A 20,814-nucleotide genomic window follows, 5' to 3' on the forward strand; every position below is an offset into this window, starting at 1 on the left:
TTTTAAATTTTATCTAACGGCTCAGTTAGCTGTCCTTCCCACTTAGAGACTGCAGAAGTAGCCAATGTATTTCCTAATACGTTTGTCATACTTCTTCCCATATCACAAAAGTGATCAATTGGCAGAATTAGGGCAATCCCTTCCGGTGGGATACCAAACATGGAGCAGGTAGCCACAATAATCACCAGTGAAGCTCTTGGAACACCGGCAATTCCTTTTGAAGTAAGCATTAATACCAACAGCATCGTGATCTGCTGTCCCAGTGTCATTTCGATTCCATAGATCTGTGCAATGAAGATAGAGGCAAATGTCATATACATCATACTTCCATCCAGATTAAAAGAATATCCTAAAGGCAGAATAAAAGATACTACTCTGCTGTTACATCCGAATTTTTCAAGCTCTTCCACCAATTTTGGAAATACAGCTTCTGAACTTGTGGTAGAAAACGCGATCAATAAAGGCTCTTTAATTCTTTTCAACAAATCGAAAAGACGGTTTCCTAAGATCAGATATCCTACCAGTAAAAGAACCAGCCATAGAACTCCTAATGCAAAGAAAAAGTCTCTTAAGTAAATAGCATAGACTTTAAATATTTCAAATCCATTGGTAGCCACTACTGCTGCAATAGCTCCTAATACTCCAAAAGGAGCAAACCACATGATATATCCTACCATTTTAAGGATAGCATGGGCAATAATATCGAAAAGTTTAACTACAGGCTGAGCATATTCTTCGCCCAGATTGGCCAAAGCCACTCCAAACATAATAGCAAATACTACAATCTGCAATACTTCATTGGTTGCAAAAGCTTCGAATAAACTTTTAGGAATCATATGTTTCACAAAGTCTTCCATAGAAAAACTTTTACTGCTTTTCAGAAGGTCTTCAGCAGAAGCAACGTCCTGGATAGGCAGCTTTGTAACATGCCCCGGTTCCAGCCAGTTTACCAGCATCAACCCTATAAAAAGGGAAACCAGAGAAGCAGAAATAAACCAAAGCATGGCTTTTGTTCCTACCCTTCCAATCATTTTGATATCACTCATTTTGGCTATCCCAACAACCAGAGTGGTAAATACCAGTGGTGCAATGATCATCTGTACCAATCTGATAAAAACAGTTCCCAATAATTTTATATTCTTGGAAAAAGGTTCCGCACTTTCCGGATATTTTACATGTACTATTCCTCCAATTCCTACTCCCAGGATAAGTGCAATGATAATTGCTATAAAAAGTTTATTCTGTCCTTTCATATATAGTTCAATTTGCGCAAATATAATGGTTTTTCAGTTGGCATAAGATTTTCTTCAAAACGGATTAATTTTTGGCTAGGATTTTAATAACCTGCCGGGTATTCAGGAAATAAAAAAATGAAAAGATGACTGACCATGTATTCTATTAATTATCAATAAATTAAAAAGAACTTTACTTGCAGCACTTAAATCTATCAGCGTCTCGAAATATATCGATTCGCTATTTTTTGATTGACTGCAAAAAATCATCAGTTTTGCATAAAATCTATTATAAAACAATTAGAACCCAACGTTTGCATTGATAAGATTCTAAAAACACATTAATTTATAAGAAATTAAATTTATTATGATGAGTATCATATCTGACTTTAAGAGTATGCTGTACAATTAATTTTTAACCTTTAAACTTTGCGTATTCCCTCTAATGCAATAGTTTAAAGGTACTGCATCAATTAAATCAAAATATTATTCATCAGATTTAATGTACATTTTTTGATTTTAAAACCAGTTTATAAAATTTTTAAAATAAACTGGTTTATAAGTAATGATTAACAACCTATTAAATTTAATTAATTACTTCAAATTTTACACAAGAATATGGAAAAAAAAACACGCAAAATATTGCTACTTCCCTTTTGTTTTTTTATAAATGTGTTTAATGCACAAATTGGTATAGGAACAAATAACCCACAAGGAATTTTTCATGTAGACGGAGCCAAGGATAATCCAACTTCAGGAATACCAACACCCACACAGCTTTCTAATGATATTATCATAAATAAAGCAACAGGTTTTATTGGAGCTGGAGTTCTTACTCCTCAGGTTCAACTAGATATGAGATCAGCGGCAAATGAAAATTCTCTGGGTATAGGTACTACCACTATGCTGGCAAGCGCAGCAGGTGCAGGTGCCGTACGCTATGATGTAAATAATACACCAGTAGGAGCCAAAATTGAAGTGTCTGATGGTACGGTGTGGCATAAAGCTTATGTAGCTCCTCAAAAGGCAGTGATAGTGGTTCGTAAGATTGCAAGCCAATCAATACCAACAGCTTCGGCAACCACTATCATTAACTGGAATGAGGTACGTGACATGAGTAATAGCTTTAATCCTAGTTCAGGAGAATTTACTGCTCCCCGTAATGGAACCTATACTTTTTTACTAACATTTAACTTTAACGGTACTGTTATTACTGATGGTTCCAGAGTAGAATCACAATTTTATAATCCTGCAACAAGCACCGTTCTGGCCAGTGTCTATAAAACTTTCGGCCAATCTATGACCGGTTCATCTGATGATGCTAATGCTACACGCTCCACACAGGCTGGAGGATCAAGTACTGTTACTCTTACGCTGGATGCAGGGACCAGGGTGAGTGTCAGATTATATCAAAACCTTTCCTCAAGTGCGATTCCCCTTAGAGTAACAACTGACTCTTCAAATCCTGCAAATCCCGATGATGGGTTTAATAATTTAACAATAATAGAACATTAAGATATAGAGTATGAAAATCAATATAATATATAAATTATTCACTTGTGCTTTACTTTTCTCTATAATTAAAATAAGTGCACAGGTAGGTTTTTTTATTCCGAATCCTACACAACCGTTACATATTGACGCAGGAAAAGATGATGGCTCTGCACCTGATGCCACAAAAATATCTAATGACATCGTTGTTACATCAACAGGGCAGTTAGGTGTTGGCCTTTTAAATCCGGTTACTAAGGTTGACCTCCGATCTGCGGGTAACGAGAGAATTATTGGCCTGGGCACTAATACCCAAAGCCCTGCTGCAGCAGGTGGTGGGGCCATACGTTACAATACTGGTGGATTTTTAGAGTATTCTGATGGTGAGCAATGGATAGCATTACCACTTACTCCTCCCACTAAGGCCCTTGTAAATGCTAATAAAAGCGCTCCCCAGAGCATTCCAACTTCTACATCAACAGTGATTACCGGTTGGGCAGAAACAGTTGATCTAGGTGCTGGTACCGGTGGAGATTTCGATCCTTCCAGCGGAATTTTCAAAGCTCCACGCGATGGGTTCTATTTGGTTTCTTTTAGCATCACATTGGCTAATGGGAATATCCCTAAAAATACATTTATAGAAACGGCAATAGAAAGCAGCCAAAGCTCTAATAATATTCCGGTATTTAAAACAATAAATTCTTATCCTGCTTTTCAGGCTGGTGCAGTAAGTAATTATATAAGTGGAAATTGTAATGCTATTTTCAATCTTAAGAAAGATGATACTATAAAGTTTAGCGTAAGGCATACTATTGGCAGCGCGCGAAACACACTAAATGACAGCAAATTGAATAATTTAAGCATCAGCGAATTATAAAAAACAGGTAATGATGGTATCAAAAAATAAAATAAAAAGATGTATTAGTACTTTACTTACTGTGTCACTTACAGTAACCTGTATCAATGCTCAAATAGGAATTGGAATACCCAATCCGGCAAATCCTGTAGAAATTAAAACAAATGCAGGCAATATTGTAGTTGATAATTCCGGAAGAATGGGGGTACTCGTTGCCAATCCAAAAGTAGCCATGGATCTACGCAGTGGCACCAACGGTTCTGTGGCTATCGGGAATACAACGAAAACAGCTGCCGAGGCAGGCGCAGGCACATTACGATATGTTGCAAGTCCTGCCATTGGGGTAAAAGGCTATTTAGAATTTTCCGACGGTTCCAGTTGGGTTAGTTTTTTTCCTAAAGGAAAACCCCGTATCATCGTAATGGCAAGTAAGATTACTCAGGATACCTATGTATTTGAAAGTGCGGTACCTTCGGAAATAGGGACTAAATCCGGGGTGGTTCAAAGAAGATCTTCCTATTTAACTAATTGGGCTGAAAAATTAGATTCTGATTCGGGGGTACCAACGGCAAATTTTACCCCGGCTACAGGTGAATTTATAGCACCGCGTGATGGTGTATACTTTGCTACTTTTACTTACGCACTACAATCCAGTCAGGTGAATACAGGGGCCAACAATCAAACAGAAGCCATTTGGGAAGTTAGAAATCCGGCGGGTACTATCACTCAAAGGGTAAAAACCAATAACGGATATGCTTCCGATACAGGAGGAAGTCCTAATGCAGTACCGGTAGGCTCGGCTTGTACAGTAAGTGTATATTTAAATAAAGGAGATAAATTAAGACCTTTTGTTTGGATTACAGTAGCATTTGACGGAACAGTCAGCCAGTTTGATATTTCAGGAAACGGAGCCTATAATTCTCTTACCATAGTTGAACAGTAAAAACATTCTGTAATAAACCGGAAGTACCTTAGAAAAGATTTATACATTTAAAATTAAATCCCTGATATATAAAATATTGTAAAAAATTTAAGAAACATTTATTGATTTTTTATTCTTTTGGTACAAATTTTATTATTACATTTGATTGTATAACAACATTAATAAATATACAATATGAAAAAAACTATCGCAATGGCTGCATTAGCTGTAGCTGTATCTTTCGGAGCAGTTTCTTGTAAAAAGAAAGTATCTGATGCCGATCTTCAGACTCAGGCTACAACTGTAGTAACTTCTAATCCCAATGCTTCTGTTGAAGTAAAAGAAGGTGTAGCTCACTTAAGCGGAACTTTTGCAGATCAGCAGTCTAAGGATGCAATGATCACACAATTAAAAGCGATCAGCGGAGTAAAAGACGTAATGGATATGTCTACTATAGCAGCACCTGCGCCTGCCGCACCAGTGGAAACTACATCAGCTGTAGACCCTGCTGTTCAGAAAAAAGTTCAGGATGCTGTAAAAGATTTTCCAACTGTAAAAGTAGAAGTTGTAAACGGACAGCTTACTCTTACAGGAAATGTTTCAGGTTTACAGGCAAGAAAGATCAAAGAATCTGTAGATGCCCTGAAAATTGGAAAATATAACAATAACCTAACTGTAAAATAATTAAGATGAGCGAATTACAAAATAAATATTCAAGTGTAGTTTCAGCAGCTCAGTCTGCAGGAATTTCAAACCTTCAGGTTCAGGAGCAGGACGGAATACTTTATGTTTCCGGAAATGCTTCAAGCACCGCTGCAAAAGATGCAGTATGGAATGCTTTAGGTGCCATTGATTCTACCTATTCTTCTTCAGATATCAATATTGATGTACAGGTAGCAGGACTTGCTGCAGGTGCTTCTCTGACAATAGCAACAGAGGACTCTAACCTGAATATCAGACAAGAGCCTTCTACGGAAGCTGCTGTTGTAGGAAAAGCAGCCAAAGGTTCTTCAGTAACTTTAATTGAGCAGACTTCTGACGACTGGTGGAAAGTGAAAACTGCTGACGGTCAGGAAGGATATGCGTATTCAAGATATTTGAGAGCATAATTTAATTTTACGAAAATTAATTTCAGAAATATACTGAGAAACATCCCTATATTGGGATGTTTTTCTATTTTTACCCTTTGAAAAAGCTAAATGAAGAAAATCTTACTGTTATTGCTTTTCGTATGCAATATCGTGATTGTACATGCCCAGAAACTGCATATTGACGGAATAGTATCGGACCTGGAAAAAAAACCTGTAGAAAATCTAACGGTATATCTGCTGAAGACAAAAGATTCATCTATTGTCAATTATACTGCTACCAATAAGGAGGGAAAATTTTCATTAAAAATTGATGAGGCAAAAGAACCGTCTGTTCTCAGAATTGACGCTGGAAACCTTTCCTATTTCAGGAAATTTGAAAAAATTGACCAGTCTATATCTTTGGGTACTATACAACTTGAGAAAAAGGCCGTGATCAATATTGATGAGGTCAAAATTACAGTCTCTCCCGTAAAAATAAAAAATGACACCATAGAATTCAATGCATCAGCGATTAAGGTACGCCCTGACAGCAAAATTCTGGAGCTTTTAAAACAGATTCCCGGTGTGGAAGTCGGTAATGACGATAAAATTACAGTTAATGGGAAAGATGTAGATCAGGTTATGGTCAATGGCAAACCATTTTTTGATAAAGATGGTAAAATGGCTTTACAGAATCTTCCGGCAGATATTATTAAAAATATTCAGTTTACCACTACAAAAACAAAAGAAGAAGAGCTTAGTGGGAAACATCCAAAATCTCAGAATACTACGATCAACTTTACTATTGATGAAAAGAAGAACAAAGGATTTCTTTCAAGAATTACCCTAGGCTACGGCTCTGATAAGCGGTATGAAGGCAGTACGCTTCTAAGTTATTTTAAAGGAGACACTAAAATCAGTCTTTTAGCTTCTTCCAACAATATCAATTCTAAAAGTGTTTCTGCTGATGATGTTTTTGATAATATGGGCCGTATCAGAGGCTCCGGAACTCAAACAGGTGGCAATGGGATTCAAAGATCTACCACTATTGGACTTAACTACAATGATAAGCTCGGAAAAGATGCAGATCTGGATAATCTCAGTCTAAAATACTCCAATTCTACTATGGAAACCCGGTCTAAAGTTTCAAGAACGACCCTTCTTCCCAGCTATACACTTAAAACCAATTCTGAAAGCAATGGTGACACTGAATCCAGAGCATATAATTTTGACAGTTCAGCGCGAATAAAACTGGACTCTCTGACCAATATTTATATATCTCCATCTTTTTCAAAATCTGAAAATTTCAGCTTCAGCAGATCTCAGTCATCCACTTTAAGGGATGATAAGCTGCTTAATGAAAGTACATCTTCCAGCAGTACCCGTGGAGAAAGTAATGCTTTTAGTCCTACTATTTATTTTTCGAAAAATTTAAGAAAAAAAGGAAGGTCAATTTCGGCCACCATCAACACCAGTATTTCTGAGTCCAACAGTGATAATATCAATCAGTCGCAAAATACATTCTACAATGAATCCGGCCTTACCACAGACAACCGGGATCAGCTACAGAAGAATACATCACAAAGTAATAATTACAGTTTCAGTGCAGGCTATACAGAACCTATTTCAGATTCTGCAATACTAAGCCTTCAATTGGAATACAGTTCAAAATTATCCCGAGATTCGAGAGATTTCAGTGATTTTGATCCTGTTACGGGACAATATTCCAAATACAATACACTGCTTTCAAACAGTATGAACCAAAGAATCAACCAGGTTTCTCCTGAGCTTTCTTTTTCTCTCTTCAAAAAGAAGTATAATATCTGGAGCGGTGTAAATCTTGATATCTCAGATATGAAGGTAAATTCTGTTTTCAAGGGACAGGTATATGATCTTCAGAAAAGTTTTGTGCTTCCAAGGTATACAGTGAATTTTCAGTATACTTTTTCAGAACGTACAAACCTAACCTTATACAATTCTTCCAGCTTCAATATTCCTGGGGCAGAACAACTGACTCCTTATAAAGATGAGTCTGATCCGCTGATATCCTACACAGGAAATCCTGATTTGAAAAACACCTGGATGACTAACACTAACCTTTCCTTTAACAGGTATAATATCATCAAAAATTTCAACTACTATATCAATATAGGCTTTACCTACAGAAATAATGACGTCATCAATTACACCAAATATGATGAGGCCGGAAAACAGATTGTTACTTATGATAATGTAAGCGGAAATAAAAATGTTACCATTGGTACAGGTTTAACCAAGATTTTCAAGTGGCAGGACAAAAAATTCACCATTAGCCCAAGATTCAATATGAATTATACTTACAATAATGGTTTTATCAATGGACAGGCTTTTAAAAGCAACTCATATAGTATGAATCCGGGATTGAATCTGAGCTTTGAAATTAAGGAAAAGTTCAGTATTAAACCCTCCTATAAAATTGGATATAATTTCTCAAAATATTCCAATTATAATATAGACCAGGTAAATACGATGAATCAGTCTTTAAAGCTGGAACTTACCAACTACCTCTTTCAAAACAGGCTTGTTTTCGGAAATGACTTCGAGTACAATACCAGTTCCAATATTGCTCCCGGATTCAAAAAGGATTTCTATTTCTGGAATACCAGTCTGGGATATTCTTTTTTCAAAAAGCAGCTGACGGCAAAAGTAAAAATTTATGATGTCTTAAATCAAAATCAAAGTGTAAGGAGAACCATTACAGATTCTTATTTTGAAGACCGTGAAGATCTGATTCTAAAGCGCTATATTATGTTTTCGCTGAGTATGAAACTCAATAAATTTGCAGGTAAAAAACCGAAAAATAAATAATATTGTATTTTTTTAAAAATATGATTTTATGAGTATTTCACTTGAAAAACTGAGTTTCTCCTCCATAAACACAACAAATATCTGATTTGATGGGTGTTTTTCAGGAAGATTCTTGAGATAAAACAGGGTGGCTTTATTTTTATTTTTAAATTAGCCGTAAATTTTTTTTATGAAAATCCATATTTCAGTGTTATGTATTCTTTTTTTCCTTCTTGGGAAAGCTCAAAAAACGGAACAGAAAGACAATTTCGTTAAAGATAATTTCACCAAGAAAGAATTTTATATTCCTATGCGTGACGGGGTGAAACTTTTCACATCTGTCTATATTCCGAAAGATATCTCAAATAAAAACAAATATCCTTTCCTGATGCAGAGAACCTGCTACAGCGTAGCTCCTTATGGAGAAAATGAATATAAAACAAAGGTAGGCCCGAACTCCTATCTGATGAAAGACAAATACATCTTCGTCTATCAGGATGTCCGTGGAAGATATATGAGCGAAGGTACTTTTACCAATATGACCCCTCAGGTAGAACGTAAAACAAAAAAAGATGTGGATGAAAGTACAGATACCTATGATACGATAGAATGGCTTTTGAAAAACGTTAAAGATAACAATGGTAAAGCAGGACAGTTTGGAACTTCGTATCCGGGCTTTTATACTGCTGTAGGTACATTGGCACAACATCCGGCTTTGGTAGCCTCTTCTCCACAGGCTCCGATTTCTGATTTCTGGAATGACGATTTCCTTCATAACGGAAGATTTATGCTGGGATATTTCAGAACATTCCCTGTTTTTGGAGTCCAAAAGACAAAAGCAGAGAATAAAGCCTGGTATATGGATTCTTTCGTTAAGCAAACCTCTGAAGACGGATTAAAGTTCTACAGAGAGCTTGGTACCCTGAAAGATGCCTATGAAAAGTATTACAAAGACAATTTCTTCATGACCGAAATTATGAATCATACCAATTATGATGAATTCTGGCAGAAGAGAAACCTTCTTCCTCACCTGAAAAATATCAACCATGCTGTAATGACCGTAGGAGGATGGTTTGATGCTGAAGACCTTTCCGGTCCTCTGAATATTTACAAAACAATTGAAAAGACAAGTCCAAAAGCGAAAAATACCATTGTAATGGGACCTTTCTCTCATGGAGGCTGGTCTCAGGAACAGGGAAAACATTTCCACAGTGAAACCTATTTCGGAGACAGCATTGCCACGTATTATCAGAAAAATATTGAGACCAAATTCTTTAACCACTATCTGAAAGGAAATACAAAAGAAGATGCAGGACTTCCTGAAGCCTTAATGTATGATACCGGAGCCAAAGAATGGAAAGAATTTGCTTCTTATCCTCCTAAAAATGCACAGAAAGTTAATTTCTATTTATCGAACAAAACCTTAAAGAAAACTTCCGGCTCAGGATATTCAGAATATTACAGTGATCCTGAAAACCCGGTTTTAAGTTCCGATCACTTAAAAGATTTTAACGGCTTTACGCCTAAAAATTATATGTCGGAAGATCAGAGATTTGCAGTAGGAAGACCCGATGTACTGACGTTCACTACAGATGTTCTGACAGAAGATATTGCATTTGCCGGAGAGATTATGGCCAAACTGAATATTGCATCCACTTCTACAGATGCCGATTTTGCGGTAAAACTGATTGATGTATATCCTGAAGATTTCAAACCTGCTGAAAAGAAAGACGGCGTAATCTATGGAAACTACCATCAGATGGTAAGAAGTGAAATTATGCCGGCAAGATTCAGAAATACAAGAGAAAAAGGTGAAGCTTTAGTTCCGAATCAGAAAACAGCGGTCAACTTCAGGCTTCAGGATGTGGTTCATACTTTCAAAAAAGGACATAAGATCCAGATCCAGATCAGCAGTACCTGGTTTCCTCTGTTTGCTGTTAATCCACAGAAGTTCCTGGATAATCCTAATTTTGCTACTAAGGAAGATTATACTAAGGCATTAATTAAAATTTATGATGACAGCTCTATTGAAGCTGAGGTTTTAAAATAAAGAGAAAAAGCTGTCCATTTGAACAGCGTTTTTGCTTTTGGATATCTCCCTGATTAAGCCGATTTCGCTGATAATTGTTATATAAGAATAATTTTATTTCCCACAGATTGCACTGATCTTCACAGATGATTGCGTTAGAATCTGCGAGAGTTCTTATTCTTCAATAGTTTGAAAATTAAGGTTTGCTCTTGGGGATTATTACTTTTGTTGGAGAGGAGAAACAGCCTTGTCAAGGTTTAGAACCTTGACAAGGCTAATTAGAATAAACTGTAAGATATTTTTAATTACAGATTTTGACCGAGGATTACGTTAGAATCTGCATAATTTGCTTACTCTATGTGAGCTTTTATTCTTCAATGGTTCTGAAGGTAAGATTCACCCTGGGTGTTTTTACTTTTGTACTTGGAGGAAGCCTGTGAAGCCAGTGATCCTGGGTTGTTCCTTTCATAACCAGCAGACTTCCCTGTTCAAGGAAGATTTCCACCTTTTCTTTTGTTGTTTTATGTTTAAATAAAAACTTTCTCTCCGCTCCAAAAGTAAGAGAAGCAATAGCGCCATGTTTCTTAAGGTCGGTTTCTCCATCACTGTGATAAGCCATTCCCTCGCTTCCGTCATGGTATAAATTAAGAAGGCATGAATTGTAGGTTTCACCTGTCACTTCTTCACACTTCTTTTTTAATTCCAGTAGCTCAGGGGTCCAGTATTTTGCATATTTTGTTCTCTTTGAATAGGTGTATTCAAAAGCTTTTTCGCCAAACCATGCTACCTTTCTCTTAGTTAAAATCAGTTTTCCGAAGATCATCGCTTCATCATGTTCCCAGGGAATCTGATGGAACAAATAGTCGTAGTAAAAGTCAGATTCCTGTTTTGAGAAAACTTTTCCATAGTAAAGAGCAGTTCCATCGTGTGGAAGGAGACTTAAGGGATAATCCGGTGTTTCGTCGAAGAGACTGAGCATTGATTTTTGTTTTTGTTAATACAAATTACATAATGTTTTTGTAAATAGGTTATGGTGGCTAAAACACTTAGGAGTAAAGTTGTGAGCTCTCCCAGCCTACAATCATCTGTTTTCTCTCACTACCCCATCGGTAACCGCCAAGATGTCCGGTAGACTGAATAACACGGTGACACGGAATAAGAAATGCTACCGGGTTACTTCCGATGGCAGTTCCTACAGCTCTGGAAGCCTTTGGGTTTCCAATCTTTTCAGCCAAAGTACCGTATGTAGACAGTTTTCCCATCGGAATAGTCAATAAGCTTTCCCAAACTTTAAGCTGAAAATCGGTTCCTTTTAAATGAAGTTTGATGGTATTGAGCTTTGTCCAGTCTTTATCAAATATGGACAATGCATTCTTCTGAAGTGTATCCTGTTTTTCAAGAAAAGAAGCATTAGGAAATTTATGTTTCAAATTCCCTAATACTGATTCTTTATCGTTTTCAAAAGCCATATAGCAGATTCCCTTTTCTGTGGAAGCCACTCCTATATTCCCGAATGGGCTTTCTGAAAAGCTATAATTAATGACAAGACTTTTCCCTCCGTTTTTATACTCCGCAGGGGACATTCCTTCTATTTTCACAAACAGATCATGAAGCCTGCTGGTACTGGAAAGCCCTGTTTCATACGCGGTGTCAAATAAGCTTGCCTTTTCTTCCTTCAATAAATTTTTAGCATGTTCAAGACTGATGAACTGCAAAAATTTTTTCGGACTTGTTCCTGCCCAATCTGTAAAGATCTTTTGAAAATGGGCCGGACTCAAGTGAATATTCTCTGCCACTTCCTCCAAACTTGGCTGAAGCCTGAAATTGCTCTGGATATATTCTATCGCTTTGGCAATTCTGTTATAATCTATTTGATTTTGTGTGGACATTTTTATTCTGTTTTACCTCACAAATTTCCTAAGAATATACGGCAGAAAAAATCCGATTCTTGCGGAATTTAGTTGTTGTTATAAATATTGTTGTACGCAAGCATCTTATAATATAACTTAGCCGCCAAGAAAGCTGTTGGCTTAGCCATTGGAGAATCCATTAATTCTACAATATCAAAGGCCACTACATTACATTTTTCAAATACTTTTCTTAATAATTCCAATGTTGGATACCATTGTAATCCACCCGGTTCCGGAGTTCCTGTAGATGGTGCAATAGAAGGGTCGAAAGCATCTAAGTCAATGGTGATATACACATTTCCTGATACTTTTTCCAATACATCATTAACCCAGTTTTCATTGTTCGCTATTTCATGAGCAAAGAATACTCTTCCTTCAGGCAGATATTCAACTTCCTCAGCATCCATAGAGCGGATTCCCACCTGAACTAAGTTATGTTTCTGATTCGCTTCAAAAACAGCACAAGCATGGTTAGAAGTTGATCCATGAAACTCAGGACGTAAATCCGTATGAGCATCCAACTGAAGAACAGTTAAATTTTCATATTTCTCCCCTACAGCACGGATAGATCCGATAGACACAGAGTGTTCTCCACCGAAAAGGGTAAATACTTTTCCTTCATGTTGCAAAAGCTCTTTTGTTTTTTGATAAACAGCTTCTGTCATGGCTTCAGGGCTGGAGTTTTCAGAAACTTCACCCGCTAAATATACTCCTTCAAGGTAAGGTTCAGTTCCTGTTTCAATATCATAAAGCTCCATATTTTCAGAAGCATCTAAGAATAACTCAGGGCCTTTATCAGCTCCTTTTCCCCATGTTGAAGTTCCATCATAAGGAACAGTTACCAACATTACTTTCGAATTCTCTAACGTTGCGTTTTCTTCGGGAATTCCTGCGTATGTTTTCATATATAATTATTAATTAAAAAATTAAATGATTGAAAAATTAAAAAGATTCTGCAAAGATACAAAATAGTAGTTGAGTTATAAATAATTGGTGATTTGTTATGAATTTTACCCTTATGCCAACTTTTAAATCCTGAAATCATTTAATGTTTAAATTTTTAAAGTTATTTTTGTAAAAACTTTCAAAATATGCCTTTAAAAGCCGTTCTTTTCGATATGGATGGAGTTATTGTAGATACAGAACCATTGCATAGAAAAGCTTATTTCAAAACCTTTGATGAATTGGAAATTGCAGTTTCCGAAGATTTATATACGTCTTTTACCGGAGCTTCTACCAAAAGAGTTTGTGAAGCATTAATTCAGAAATATCATCTTAACCAGACGCATGAAGCTATTTCAGCGATCAAAAGATCCCATTTTAAGGATTATTTCTATAACGATGACGAATTTGATTTAATTCCAGGAGTAAGAAAACTGATTGAGCATTACCATGAAAACGGGATAAAGCTGATCTTAGCTTCTTCTGCAACCATGACGACTATCAATATGGTTTTTGATAAATTCGAACTTGAAAATTACTTCAGTGGGAAGATCAGTGGTGCAGATTTAAAAGAATCAAAACCCCATCCTGAAGTTTTCTTATTGGCGGCAGAAATGGCAGGTGAACCGGTAGAAAACTGTATGGTAATTGAAGATTCTACCAATGGAATTCTTGCTGCACACAGAGCTGAAATCTTCTGTGCCGCTTACAGAAGTCCACATTCTAAAAATCAGGATTATACATTAGCGGATACTGTAGTTTCCGATTACGAAGAGTTAGAACTGGATAAAGTTTCAAAATATTTCTAAAATAAAAAGCTCTCAAAAATTTTGAGAGCTTTTGCTTTATATAGGTTTTAACTGAGCCAATTGTTTTTTGCAAAAGAGCTTAAAGCCTGTTTTTATTGATAACAGATTTATTTGTAACCAAGAAGTTTTAACACATCTTCTGGCTCCTGCTTTTCACGAAAAATTTCATACTGCAGCTCACCGTTCTCATCCTTTTGAATCAGGACATGTCTCGGCTGAGGCATCAGGCAGTGGTGTACCCCACCGTAACCTCCAATGGTTTCCTGATAAGCTCCGGTATGGAAAAATCCAATGTATAATGGTTTTATATCACTAAAAACCGGCAGGTAAATCGCATTGGTATGCTGTTCAGAGTTGTAATAATCATCGGAATCACATGTCAGCCCTCCCAGGAATACTCTTTCATAAGAATCTTCCCAACGGTTGAGCGGAAGCATAATGAAGTGTCTTGAAATTGCCCAGGTATCAGGAAGTGTAGTCATGAAAGAAGAGTCGATCATATTCCACTTTTCTCTGTCGTTCTGACGTTTCTGAGAAATAATTTTATAAAGGTTCGCCCCACTTTCTCCAACTGTAAAGCTTCCGAATTCAGTATAAATATTGGGTTCTTCCACTCCTTCTTCTTCACAGAATTTCTTGATTTGAGAAACAATTTCCTCTACCATATACTGGTAATCATAATCAAAATTCAAAGAAGTTTTAATAGGAAAACCACCTCCAATATTCAGGGAATCCACTTCAGGAGCAATTTTCTTCAAACGTGCATATACACGAAGACATTTATACAGTTCGTTCCAGTAGTATGAAGTATCTTTAATCCCCGTATTAATGAAGAAGTGAAGCATTTTCAATCTTGCATTCGGGTGTTCAGCAATTTTCTGGCTGTAATAAGGAATAATATCTTTATATCCTATCCCTAGTCTCGAGGTATAAAATTCAAACTTCGGTTCTTCTTCCGAAGCTATTCTGATCCCTATATTAAAAGTAGAATCTATACTTTCCGTAAGTTTATCCAACTCCCGGTAGTTATCCAGGATCGGAGTAATATTTTCAAAACCATTATTGATCATCTCTGAAATCTTCATCAGGTAATCATCCGTTTTGAATCCATTACAGATCACTTCAATATTTTTATCTACTTTCTCTTTTTCATAAAGAGCTTTTACAATATCCATATCATAGGCAGAAGAAGTCTCTATAGAAATTTCATTTTTAAGGGCTTCTTCCAGTACAAAGTTAAAATGACTGGATTTTGTGCAGTAGCAGTAGGTGTAATTCTTTTTATATCCGGTTTTTTCAAAAGCTTCTTTAAACCAGCTTTTGGCTTTCTGAATATTTTGAGAAATTCTCGGCAGATAGCTAATCTTTAGCGGAGTGCCAAATTGCTCTACGACATCCATTAATGGAACATCGTGGAACAACAAATTGTTCTCAGAAACATTAAACTCCTCTGTAGGGAAATATAACGTCTGATCAATAAGTTCCGAGTACTTTATTTTCATTTCTAAACAAGTGAATTAAGAAATGCAAAATTGCTAAAAAAGTTTGATTTTTGGGCGTTAAATTTATTATAATTTTCTATAATACCCTGATCGTCTCTTCTAAATATTTTTCTATCTGATAATCAATACGTAAACTTTTCAATATATTCCTTCCTTTTTGCTTCAGAGATCCCTAAGGCCTGCTGAATGTAAACATCCATTGAGCCGTACTTTTTATTAATCTCCCCAAAAGCTGCATCAAGATATCCTTTTTCAACCCAGCTCAGCTTTTCCAGGACTTTTATGTCCATTTTTGGATAAAGAAAATGTAAATTATTGGCCAGCCGGAGTCTTTTCTGAACAAGATCTTTTCTAAAGGTATTGGATAAAAGGTATTCATTGTAAATAGTTTCCTTATCAAATTTCAATATCGTTAAGATCAAAGCTGTAGTAATCCCCGTTCTGTCTTTCCCGGCAGTGCAGTGGTAGAGAACAGGTTCATTGGATTCTAAAATCTCTGTAATAATGGTCTTTATCGTTTCCGGATTTTCTGTGACATATTCCCGATAGAAATCTACCATTCTTTTATCTGCATCAGAACCGTTTACTTTTCCTTTTAACACCAGTTTTTTAGCCTGATCCAGCTGATCGCCCTGATCTTCAAAGGCAGAATAATTCTTGTACTTAATTTCTGCCGGAAGATGATCCGGTTTCTGAGCAATTTCTTTAGAATTTCTAAGGTCAATAATTTCTTTTATTCCCAGGCTTTGAATGTCATCAAAAGAGCTTTTTTTGAGCTGATGAAGATGCCCGCTTCGGTAAAAAAAGCCATGTTTTAAGGTACGGCCATCCATATTTTTAATATTTCCTACCGTTCGGAAATTAATCACTTTTTTGATCTTGATAACTTTCTCCGTTTCATTTTTCCCATACTCCGGTGTTTCATTATGCAATGTTTTACAGGAAAAAGCACTGCATAATGAAAGACTGACCAGTGATATTTTGATAAACTTATTCAATAGTTCTTTTTTGTTTTACCACAAAAGTTACAAAAAATTTTTAAACTTTTATACCCAACGCTTTGGAATGGTTATTACGGGTAAGCGGACTAAAGCCCATTTCCATTATCGGTAAAAAGACTGCTTTACTATATTGAAGGATATTCCATTTCATTACTCCCTACAAAAATGAGCAGATCTCCTGACTCATATTGCACTGAAACTTCATCTTTAACAGCAAAATTCCGGGTTCCTATTCTTGTAGTAATGCTTAAATCTCCATTGGTTAAAGGCCAGTTCAGTCCTGTAGTTGTTATATTACCTGCTGACGGAAAAGGATAAAGAGAAATCATCTTATTTTTCACTCCTTCCAATGTGAAATTTTTAGGGATAAAATAATATTCTGAAAACTCATCGTAAAACCTGAGGCTCATACGGTCTTTAAATGCATAAGCAACACTAAGGTTTCCAAGGAAATGATCCTGTTCTCCTCCACTTGCCCCAAAAACATCTATATCAGAAAATCCTTTTTCCAGAATAATTTCCAATGCCTTATGAAAATCTGTTTTATCCTGATCCAATGTGAGAATAAATTTCTCTTCATACATATCTTCATCTGATCCCGAATGCGAATCAAAATCACCTGAAATAAAATCTAGCTTATCTAAGGGAAAACCCATTCTTTTAAGATAGTGAAAAGCCCCGTCTGTGCAGGCAATTAAACCATAATTTTCAGGATTGGGTAAAGATTTCGGAGCCTCTCCATTGATGAAAAGTAATACTTTATCTCTCATTCGGGTTCCAGTATTCTTCCGGTTCGTTGTTCAATTTTGAGATGTATCTTGCCAATACGAAAAGATAATCTGATAATCTGTTTAAATATTTAATAAGTTCAGGACGTACTTCTTCAGCCTCATTTAAGAATACCAATGAACGTTCCGCTCTTCTGCAGATGGTTCTTGCTGCATGTAAGAAAGTGGCGGATTTTCCACCTCCGGGAAGGATAAAGTACTGAAGCGGTTCCAGTTTTTCATCAAAAGAATCCATCCATTGCTCCAGTTCTTCAATTTCTGTTTCTGAAATAATGATAGGAAGACGTGATTTTCCATTTGCCAACATGAGTTTATCTACTGGTGTAGCTGCTTCTGAACCTACTGTGAATAAATCAAATTGAATTTTTTTCAATTGTCTTAGAACCTCTTCATCCTCAATATGACTTTTTGAAATTCCGATGAATGAATTCAACTCGTCTATATTTCCGTAGCTGTCCACTCTTGCACTCGCTTTGGAAACTCTTGTTCCGCCGTATAGTGCCGTTTGGCCTTTATCTCCTGTTTTTGTATAAATTTTCATACTACTAAAATACTTTTTTTTGTACAATTTGAAAAGTAAAACATAGTAATAAATCCCTATTCTATCTGAAAAAATAATTAACTGACATTAGGAATTAATGTCAGTTAATATTTGCATAGGTAGGTTTTATACCTTTCGATATGGTTTACTCTTTGTTAAGCATGACAAAGCAAATGTTAATTCCCTTATTTATAGATTAAAAAGTATAATTAACATTGAGCTGAAAAATTGTTCCGTTAAATCCAAACTGATTGACCTCCCAAGGATATTTGAACCTTCCTCCAAGATCTGTTACTATATCTCCTTTACTGTCTATTATATCCGGATAAATATTAAATAAATTATTTACTACTCCGGAAACTTTAAGGTCATTCGTGATTTTATATGTTAAAACTATGTCTGTAACGACCTTACCAGAAAATGTCTGATCTTTGGCAGGATCAGCTGCATGCTGCCATGTAACAGAACCAAAATAAGTATTATTAAGATTAAAGTTAAACTTTGAAATGTCATATGAAAGACTAAGAATAGTTTTTGTTTTTGGCCTTGCAGAAGTAATTCTGGATTGTTCTTTTCTATCAAAAAAGTTTTCTGAGTAACCATTTTCAGCCAAAATAGGTGGAACAGCAATATTATCTACTATTTTAGTTTCGTTATAATTAAAAGCAGCAATAATCCCCAATCTTCCTTTACCAATAGCAGAAGTATAATAATTAGCTACAAAATCTACTCCCTGAGTAACTGTATTTACAGCATTGGTGAAAAACTTCAAGGAGGTTATTTTATTATTGTCTAATATTACTTCCACAGGGTTTGTTGTATCCGGACTACCAGGAGCACCGGTTTTGTAACCAATATCTCCTGAGAAAAGTACTCTGTCTTTAATTTTTATTCTATAATAATCTGCTGTAATAGTAAGGTTTTTAAAAGGTTTTACGGCAAATCCTCCAGTAATATTAAAGGCTTTTTCAGCATTTAATTTTGGTACCCCAAGATCAGATCTTACAATTTGAGAGTCATTATTAAAAGTACCCTGATTAGCTACTGTATTCCCTGTAATTTTGGTTTGAACATTAGAATAATAAATTTGGTGTAATGAAGGCGCACGGAATCCTGTAGAAACAGACCCACGGAACACTAATTTATCATCTAACAACTTATATCTTGCATTTCCTTTCCAGGAAACATTATTTCCAAAATCACTGAAATTTTCATACCTCACAGTTCCTCCAAGTAATAAGTTTTTTGTAATATCCCATTCAGCATTCACATAAGCGCCAATATTCTGACGATTTTCATTGACTTCATTCTGTGGCTGCAGCCCTGGAAATGATTCTGCACCAGTTCCTATATAGGATGCTTCCTCTCCTGCCTTCGCCTGATAGTTTTCATTGCGTACTTCAACACCAGCTCCTAAAACAAGCGCACCAAAATCTCGGTTGATATCTATGTTTCCTATAATATTACTAAACTGATGCCCACCTGCTTTAAAACGGGTTGGTGAATTTGCACCCAAAGACGTATTAATGGTATTTCCTACAACATAATCTACAGCATTAGAGCCAAAGGTTGCACTACCATCAAAACTCCATTTTCCAAACATGCCTTTCCACCCGGAGGTTAAGTTATAATCATAAACATCTGTTTTAAATTCTGGTTGAAATCCATTATAAGGCTGTCCTTTTGGAGTTAATAAACCAAAATCTGAAGTTACCCAATAGGGCGTTCTATACAAACCATAGCTTGTTCCATTCCTGTAAGTTGTCCCTCCAAAAGCATAGAACTTGCCCGTTTCACCTGTTGGCAATTCAAAATTTACAAACATATTGGCAACTTTTGTCTCTGGCTGTCCTATAGTCATTCCTAATCCAGGATTGGCTTGCGTCCAGGCATTCTCTACCCCAAAAAGCTCATCTTTTGTAGTAGATCCTGCACGGTTTGTTTTATTTTGGGAAGAATATCCCAATGTAAGATTCAAACTTCCATTTTTTGCCACTCTGATTCCTGTATTAAAATCTGCTCCGATATTAAAGCCATCTCCTTCTGAAGTAATACCCGAAAAAAGATTGACTGTACTTTTTCCAACGCTGTTCTTAAGAATAATATTGATCACTCCTGCAATAGCATCAGAACCATATTGTGCAGATGCTCCATCTCTCAATACCTCTACATTCTGTAAAGCAGCAGACGGAATACTTTTCAGATCCGTACCTACCTCACCTTTTCCCGGTGTATCATTTACATAAATTAAAGCACTTTGATTTTTTCTTTTCCCATTCACCAAAACTAATGTTCTGGAAGGTCCTAATCCTCTTAAATCTGCAGGATCAAAATGAGCTGTTGCATCAGAAACGGTTTGCTGTGATGAATTAAAAGAGGGTACAGCATACGTCAAAGCTTTATCAAAGGTAACTTGCCCTGTAGATTTTAGCTGTACAGCTGAAATATTATCAATAGGAATTGCAGAGGTAATTATGGTTCTGGGTTTAGTTCTTCCCGTAGTAACCACAACTTCATCTATATTGTTTTCTTTTACAGTTTCCTGAGCGTATGCCATAGTACCAGCTCCGCTTAATACTAATGCATAGATTTTTTTTTTAAAGATTTTCTTTTTCATGTCAAGTATTAATAATTAAATAAATTTATAAAAAAATTAAACACTAAACATAAAAACAAAATAAATAATAAGAATTATATTCAATAATCAATAAAATATTATTGATTTATAAAAACAAAAACTGATTTACAAAGTATAAAATTGCTTATTAATAATCTAAAAAAGAAATATAGCAACAATTTTCTATTTTATATAAAAAATAATTAACTGAAATTACAAATAATAATAATTTTATTCTTTTTGACAATCAATTTAAAATAGGTTAAAATTGCATCAGC

17 protein-coding genes are annotated in these 20,814 nt (G+C 35.8%); 8 read left to right on the forward strand and 9 right to left on the reverse strand.

All coding sequences use genetic code 11. The features are described 5' to 3' along the window. Positions 1–2: 2 nt before the first annotated feature. Positions 3–1,253, reverse strand: a complete 1,251-nt coding sequence (locus tag MP478_RS20035) for a dicarboxylate/amino acid:cation symporter (protein WP_230037274.1) — start codon at positions 1,251–1,253, stop codon at positions 3–5. A gap of 651 nt (positions 1,254–1,904) precedes the next feature. On the opposite strand from MP478_RS20035, the gene MP478_RS20040 reads away from it, so the two are divergent. The 7 genes from MP478_RS20040 to MP478_RS20070 all read left to right on the forward strand — a co-directional run bounded on the left by MP478_RS20040 (position 1,905) and on the right by MP478_RS20070 (position 10,447). Further along, complete coding sequence (locus tag MP478_RS20040; protein ID WP_257201462.1) at positions 1,905–2,747, forward strand: hypothetical protein; 843 nt, start codon at positions 1,905–1,907, stop codon at positions 2,745–2,747. 10 nt (positions 2,748–2,757) lie between these two features. After that, positions 2,758–3,600: a hypothetical protein gene (locus MP478_RS20045; protein ID WP_257201463.1), complete on the forward strand. Its 843-nt coding sequence runs from the start codon at positions 2,758–2,760 to the stop codon at positions 3,598–3,600. 10 nt (positions 3,601–3,610) lie between these two features. Beyond that, complete coding sequence (locus MP478_RS20050) at positions 3,611–4,522, forward strand: hypothetical protein (RefSeq protein WP_257191768.1); 912 nt, start codon at positions 3,611–3,613, stop codon at positions 4,520–4,522. Positions 4,523–4,696: 174 nt separating this feature from the next. Beyond that, positions 4,697–5,185 carry a BON domain-containing protein gene (locus tag MP478_RS20055; RefSeq protein ID WP_257191769.1) on the forward strand — a complete coding sequence of 163 codons (489 nt, stop codon included), beginning with the start codon at positions 4,697–4,699 and terminating at the stop codon, positions 5,183–5,185. Between the two features lie 5 nt (positions 5,186–5,190). Beyond that, positions 5,191–5,610: an SH3 domain-containing protein gene (locus MP478_RS20060; RefSeq protein ID WP_230037284.1), complete on the forward strand. Its 420-nt coding sequence runs from the start codon at positions 5,191–5,193 to the stop codon at positions 5,608–5,610. Positions 5,611–5,700: 90 nt separating this feature from the next. Then, positions 5,701–8,418 (forward strand): outer membrane beta-barrel protein, encoded by a 2,718-nt coding sequence (locus tag MP478_RS20065; RefSeq protein ID WP_257191770.1) that lies wholly within the window; start codon positions 5,701–5,703, stop codon positions 8,416–8,418. A gap of 169 nt (positions 8,419–8,587) precedes the next feature. Beyond that, a complete protein-coding gene (locus MP478_RS20070) occupies positions 8,588–10,447 on the forward strand; it encodes a CocE/NonD family hydrolase (protein ID WP_257191771.1) in 1,860 nt (619 codons plus the stop codon). Between the two features lie 346 nt (positions 10,448–10,793). Here MP478_RS20070 and MP478_RS20075 read toward each other — a convergent pair whose 3' ends face one another. From MP478_RS20075 to speB, 3 genes are all read right to left on the reverse strand, one after another. Continuing rightward, positions 10,794–11,405 (reverse strand): alpha-ketoglutarate-dependent dioxygenase AlkB, encoded by a 612-nt coding sequence (locus MP478_RS20075; protein WP_257201464.1) that lies wholly within the window; start codon positions 11,403–11,405, stop codon positions 10,794–10,796. 67 nt (positions 11,406–11,472) lie between these two features. Beyond that, a complete protein-coding gene (locus MP478_RS20080) occupies positions 11,473–12,315 on the reverse strand; it encodes a methylated-DNA--[protein]-cysteine S-methyltransferase (RefSeq protein WP_230037292.1) in 843 nt (280 codons plus the stop codon). 68 nt (positions 12,316–12,383) lie between these two features. Next, positions 12,384–13,241 carry an agmatinase gene (gene speB / locus MP478_RS20085; RefSeq protein WP_230037294.1) on the reverse strand — a complete coding sequence of 286 codons (858 nt, stop codon included), beginning with the start codon at positions 13,239–13,241 and terminating at the stop codon, positions 12,384–12,386. Positions 13,242–13,427: 186 nt separating this feature from the next. Here speB and MP478_RS20090 point away from each other — a divergent pair, with 186 nt between their 5' ends. Further along, entirely contained in the window at positions 13,428–14,087 is a 660-nt protein-coding gene (locus tag MP478_RS20090) for an HAD family phosphatase (RefSeq protein ID WP_257201465.1), read from the forward strand. Positions 14,088–14,194: 107 nt separating this feature from the next. Here the strand turns inward: MP478_RS20090 and MP478_RS20095 are convergent, their stop codons facing one another. The 5 genes from MP478_RS20095 to MP478_RS20115 form a co-directional block, all read right to left on the reverse strand. Next, a complete protein-coding gene (locus MP478_RS20095; protein ID WP_230037298.1) occupies positions 14,195–15,589 on the reverse strand; it encodes an arginine decarboxylase in 1,395 nt (464 codons plus the stop codon). 122 nt (positions 15,590–15,711) lie between these two features. Then, positions 15,712–16,587, reverse strand: coding sequence for a tyrosine-protein phosphatase (locus MP478_RS20100; protein ID WP_257201466.1), 876 nt, complete (start codon positions 16,585–16,587; stop codon positions 15,712–15,714). A gap of 128 nt (positions 16,588–16,715) precedes the next feature. Then, a complete protein-coding gene (locus MP478_RS20105; protein ID WP_257201467.1) occupies positions 16,716–17,360 on the reverse strand; it encodes a thiamine diphosphokinase in 645 nt (214 codons plus the stop codon). Further along, positions 17,350–17,919, reverse strand: a complete 570-nt coding sequence (locus MP478_RS20110; RefSeq protein WP_230037304.1) for a cob(I)yrinic acid a,c-diamide adenosyltransferase — start codon at positions 17,917–17,919, stop codon at positions 17,350–17,352. Before MP478_RS20110 ends, MP478_RS20105 begins: the two co-directional genes overlap by 11 nt. Before the next feature lie 196 nt (positions 17,920–18,115). Further along, on the reverse strand, positions 18,116–20,536 hold the full coding sequence (locus MP478_RS20115; RefSeq protein ID WP_257201469.1) for a TonB-dependent siderophore receptor: 2,421 nt from the start codon (positions 20,534–20,536) through the stop codon (positions 18,116–18,118). Positions 20,537–20,814: the final 278 nt, after the last annotated feature.

Source organism: Chryseobacterium sp. WG14, assembly GCF_024586945.1.
Classification (GTDB): Bacteria; Bacteroidota; Bacteroidia; order Flavobacteriales; family Weeksellaceae; genus Chryseobacterium.

Coding starts and splice junctions, on each gene's coding strand:
- MP478_RS20035 (WP_230037274.1), bottom strand. CDS start 1,253: ATGAAAGGACAGAATAAACTTTTTATAGCAATTATCATTGCACTTATC.
- MP478_RS20045 (WP_257201463.1), top strand. CDS start 2,758: ATGAAAATCAATATAATATATAAATTATTCACTTGTGCTTTACTTTTC.
- MP478_RS20050 (WP_257191768.1), top strand. CDS start 3,611: ATGATGGTATCAAAAAATAAAATAAAAAGATGTATTAGTACTTTACTT.
- MP478_RS20055 (WP_257191769.1), top strand. CDS start 4,697: ATGAAAAAAACTATCGCAATGGCTGCATTAGCTGTAGCTGTATCTTTC.
- MP478_RS20060 (WP_230037284.1), top strand. CDS start 5,191: ATGAGCGAATTACAAAATAAATATTCAAGTGTAGTTTCAGCAGCTCAG.
- MP478_RS20065 (WP_257191770.1), top strand. CDS start 5,701: ATGAAGAAAATCTTACTGTTATTGCTTTTCGTATGCAATATCGTGATT.
- MP478_RS20070 (WP_257191771.1), top strand. CDS start 8,588: ATGAAAATCCATATTTCAGTGTTATGTATTCTTTTTTTCCTTCTTGGG.
- MP478_RS20075 (WP_257201464.1), bottom strand. CDS start 11,405: ATGCTCAGTCTCTTCGACGAAACACCGGATTATCCCTTAAGTCTCCTT.
- MP478_RS20080 (WP_230037292.1), bottom strand. CDS start 12,315: ATGTCCACACAAAATCAAATAGATTATAACAGAATTGCCAAAGCGATA.
- speB (WP_230037294.1), bottom strand. CDS start 13,241: ATGAAAACATACGCAGGAATTCCCGAAGAAAACGCAACGTTAGAGAAT.
- MP478_RS20090 (WP_257201465.1), top strand. CDS start 13,428: ATGCCTTTAAAAGCCGTTCTTTTCGATATGGATGGAGTTATTGTAGAT.
- MP478_RS20095 (WP_230037298.1), bottom strand. CDS start 15,589: ATGAAAATAAAGTACTCGGAACTTATTGATCAGACGTTATATTTCCCT.
- MP478_RS20105 (WP_257201467.1), bottom strand. CDS start 17,360: ATGAGAGATAAAGTATTACTTTTCATCAATGGAGAGGCTCCGAAATCT.
- MP478_RS20110 (WP_230037304.1), bottom strand. CDS start 17,919: ATGAAAATTTATACAAAAACAGGAGATAAAGGCCAAACGGCACTATAC.
- MP478_RS20115 (WP_257201469.1), bottom strand. CDS start 20,536: ATGAAAAAGAAAATCTTTAAAAAAAAAATCTATGCATTAGTATTAAGC.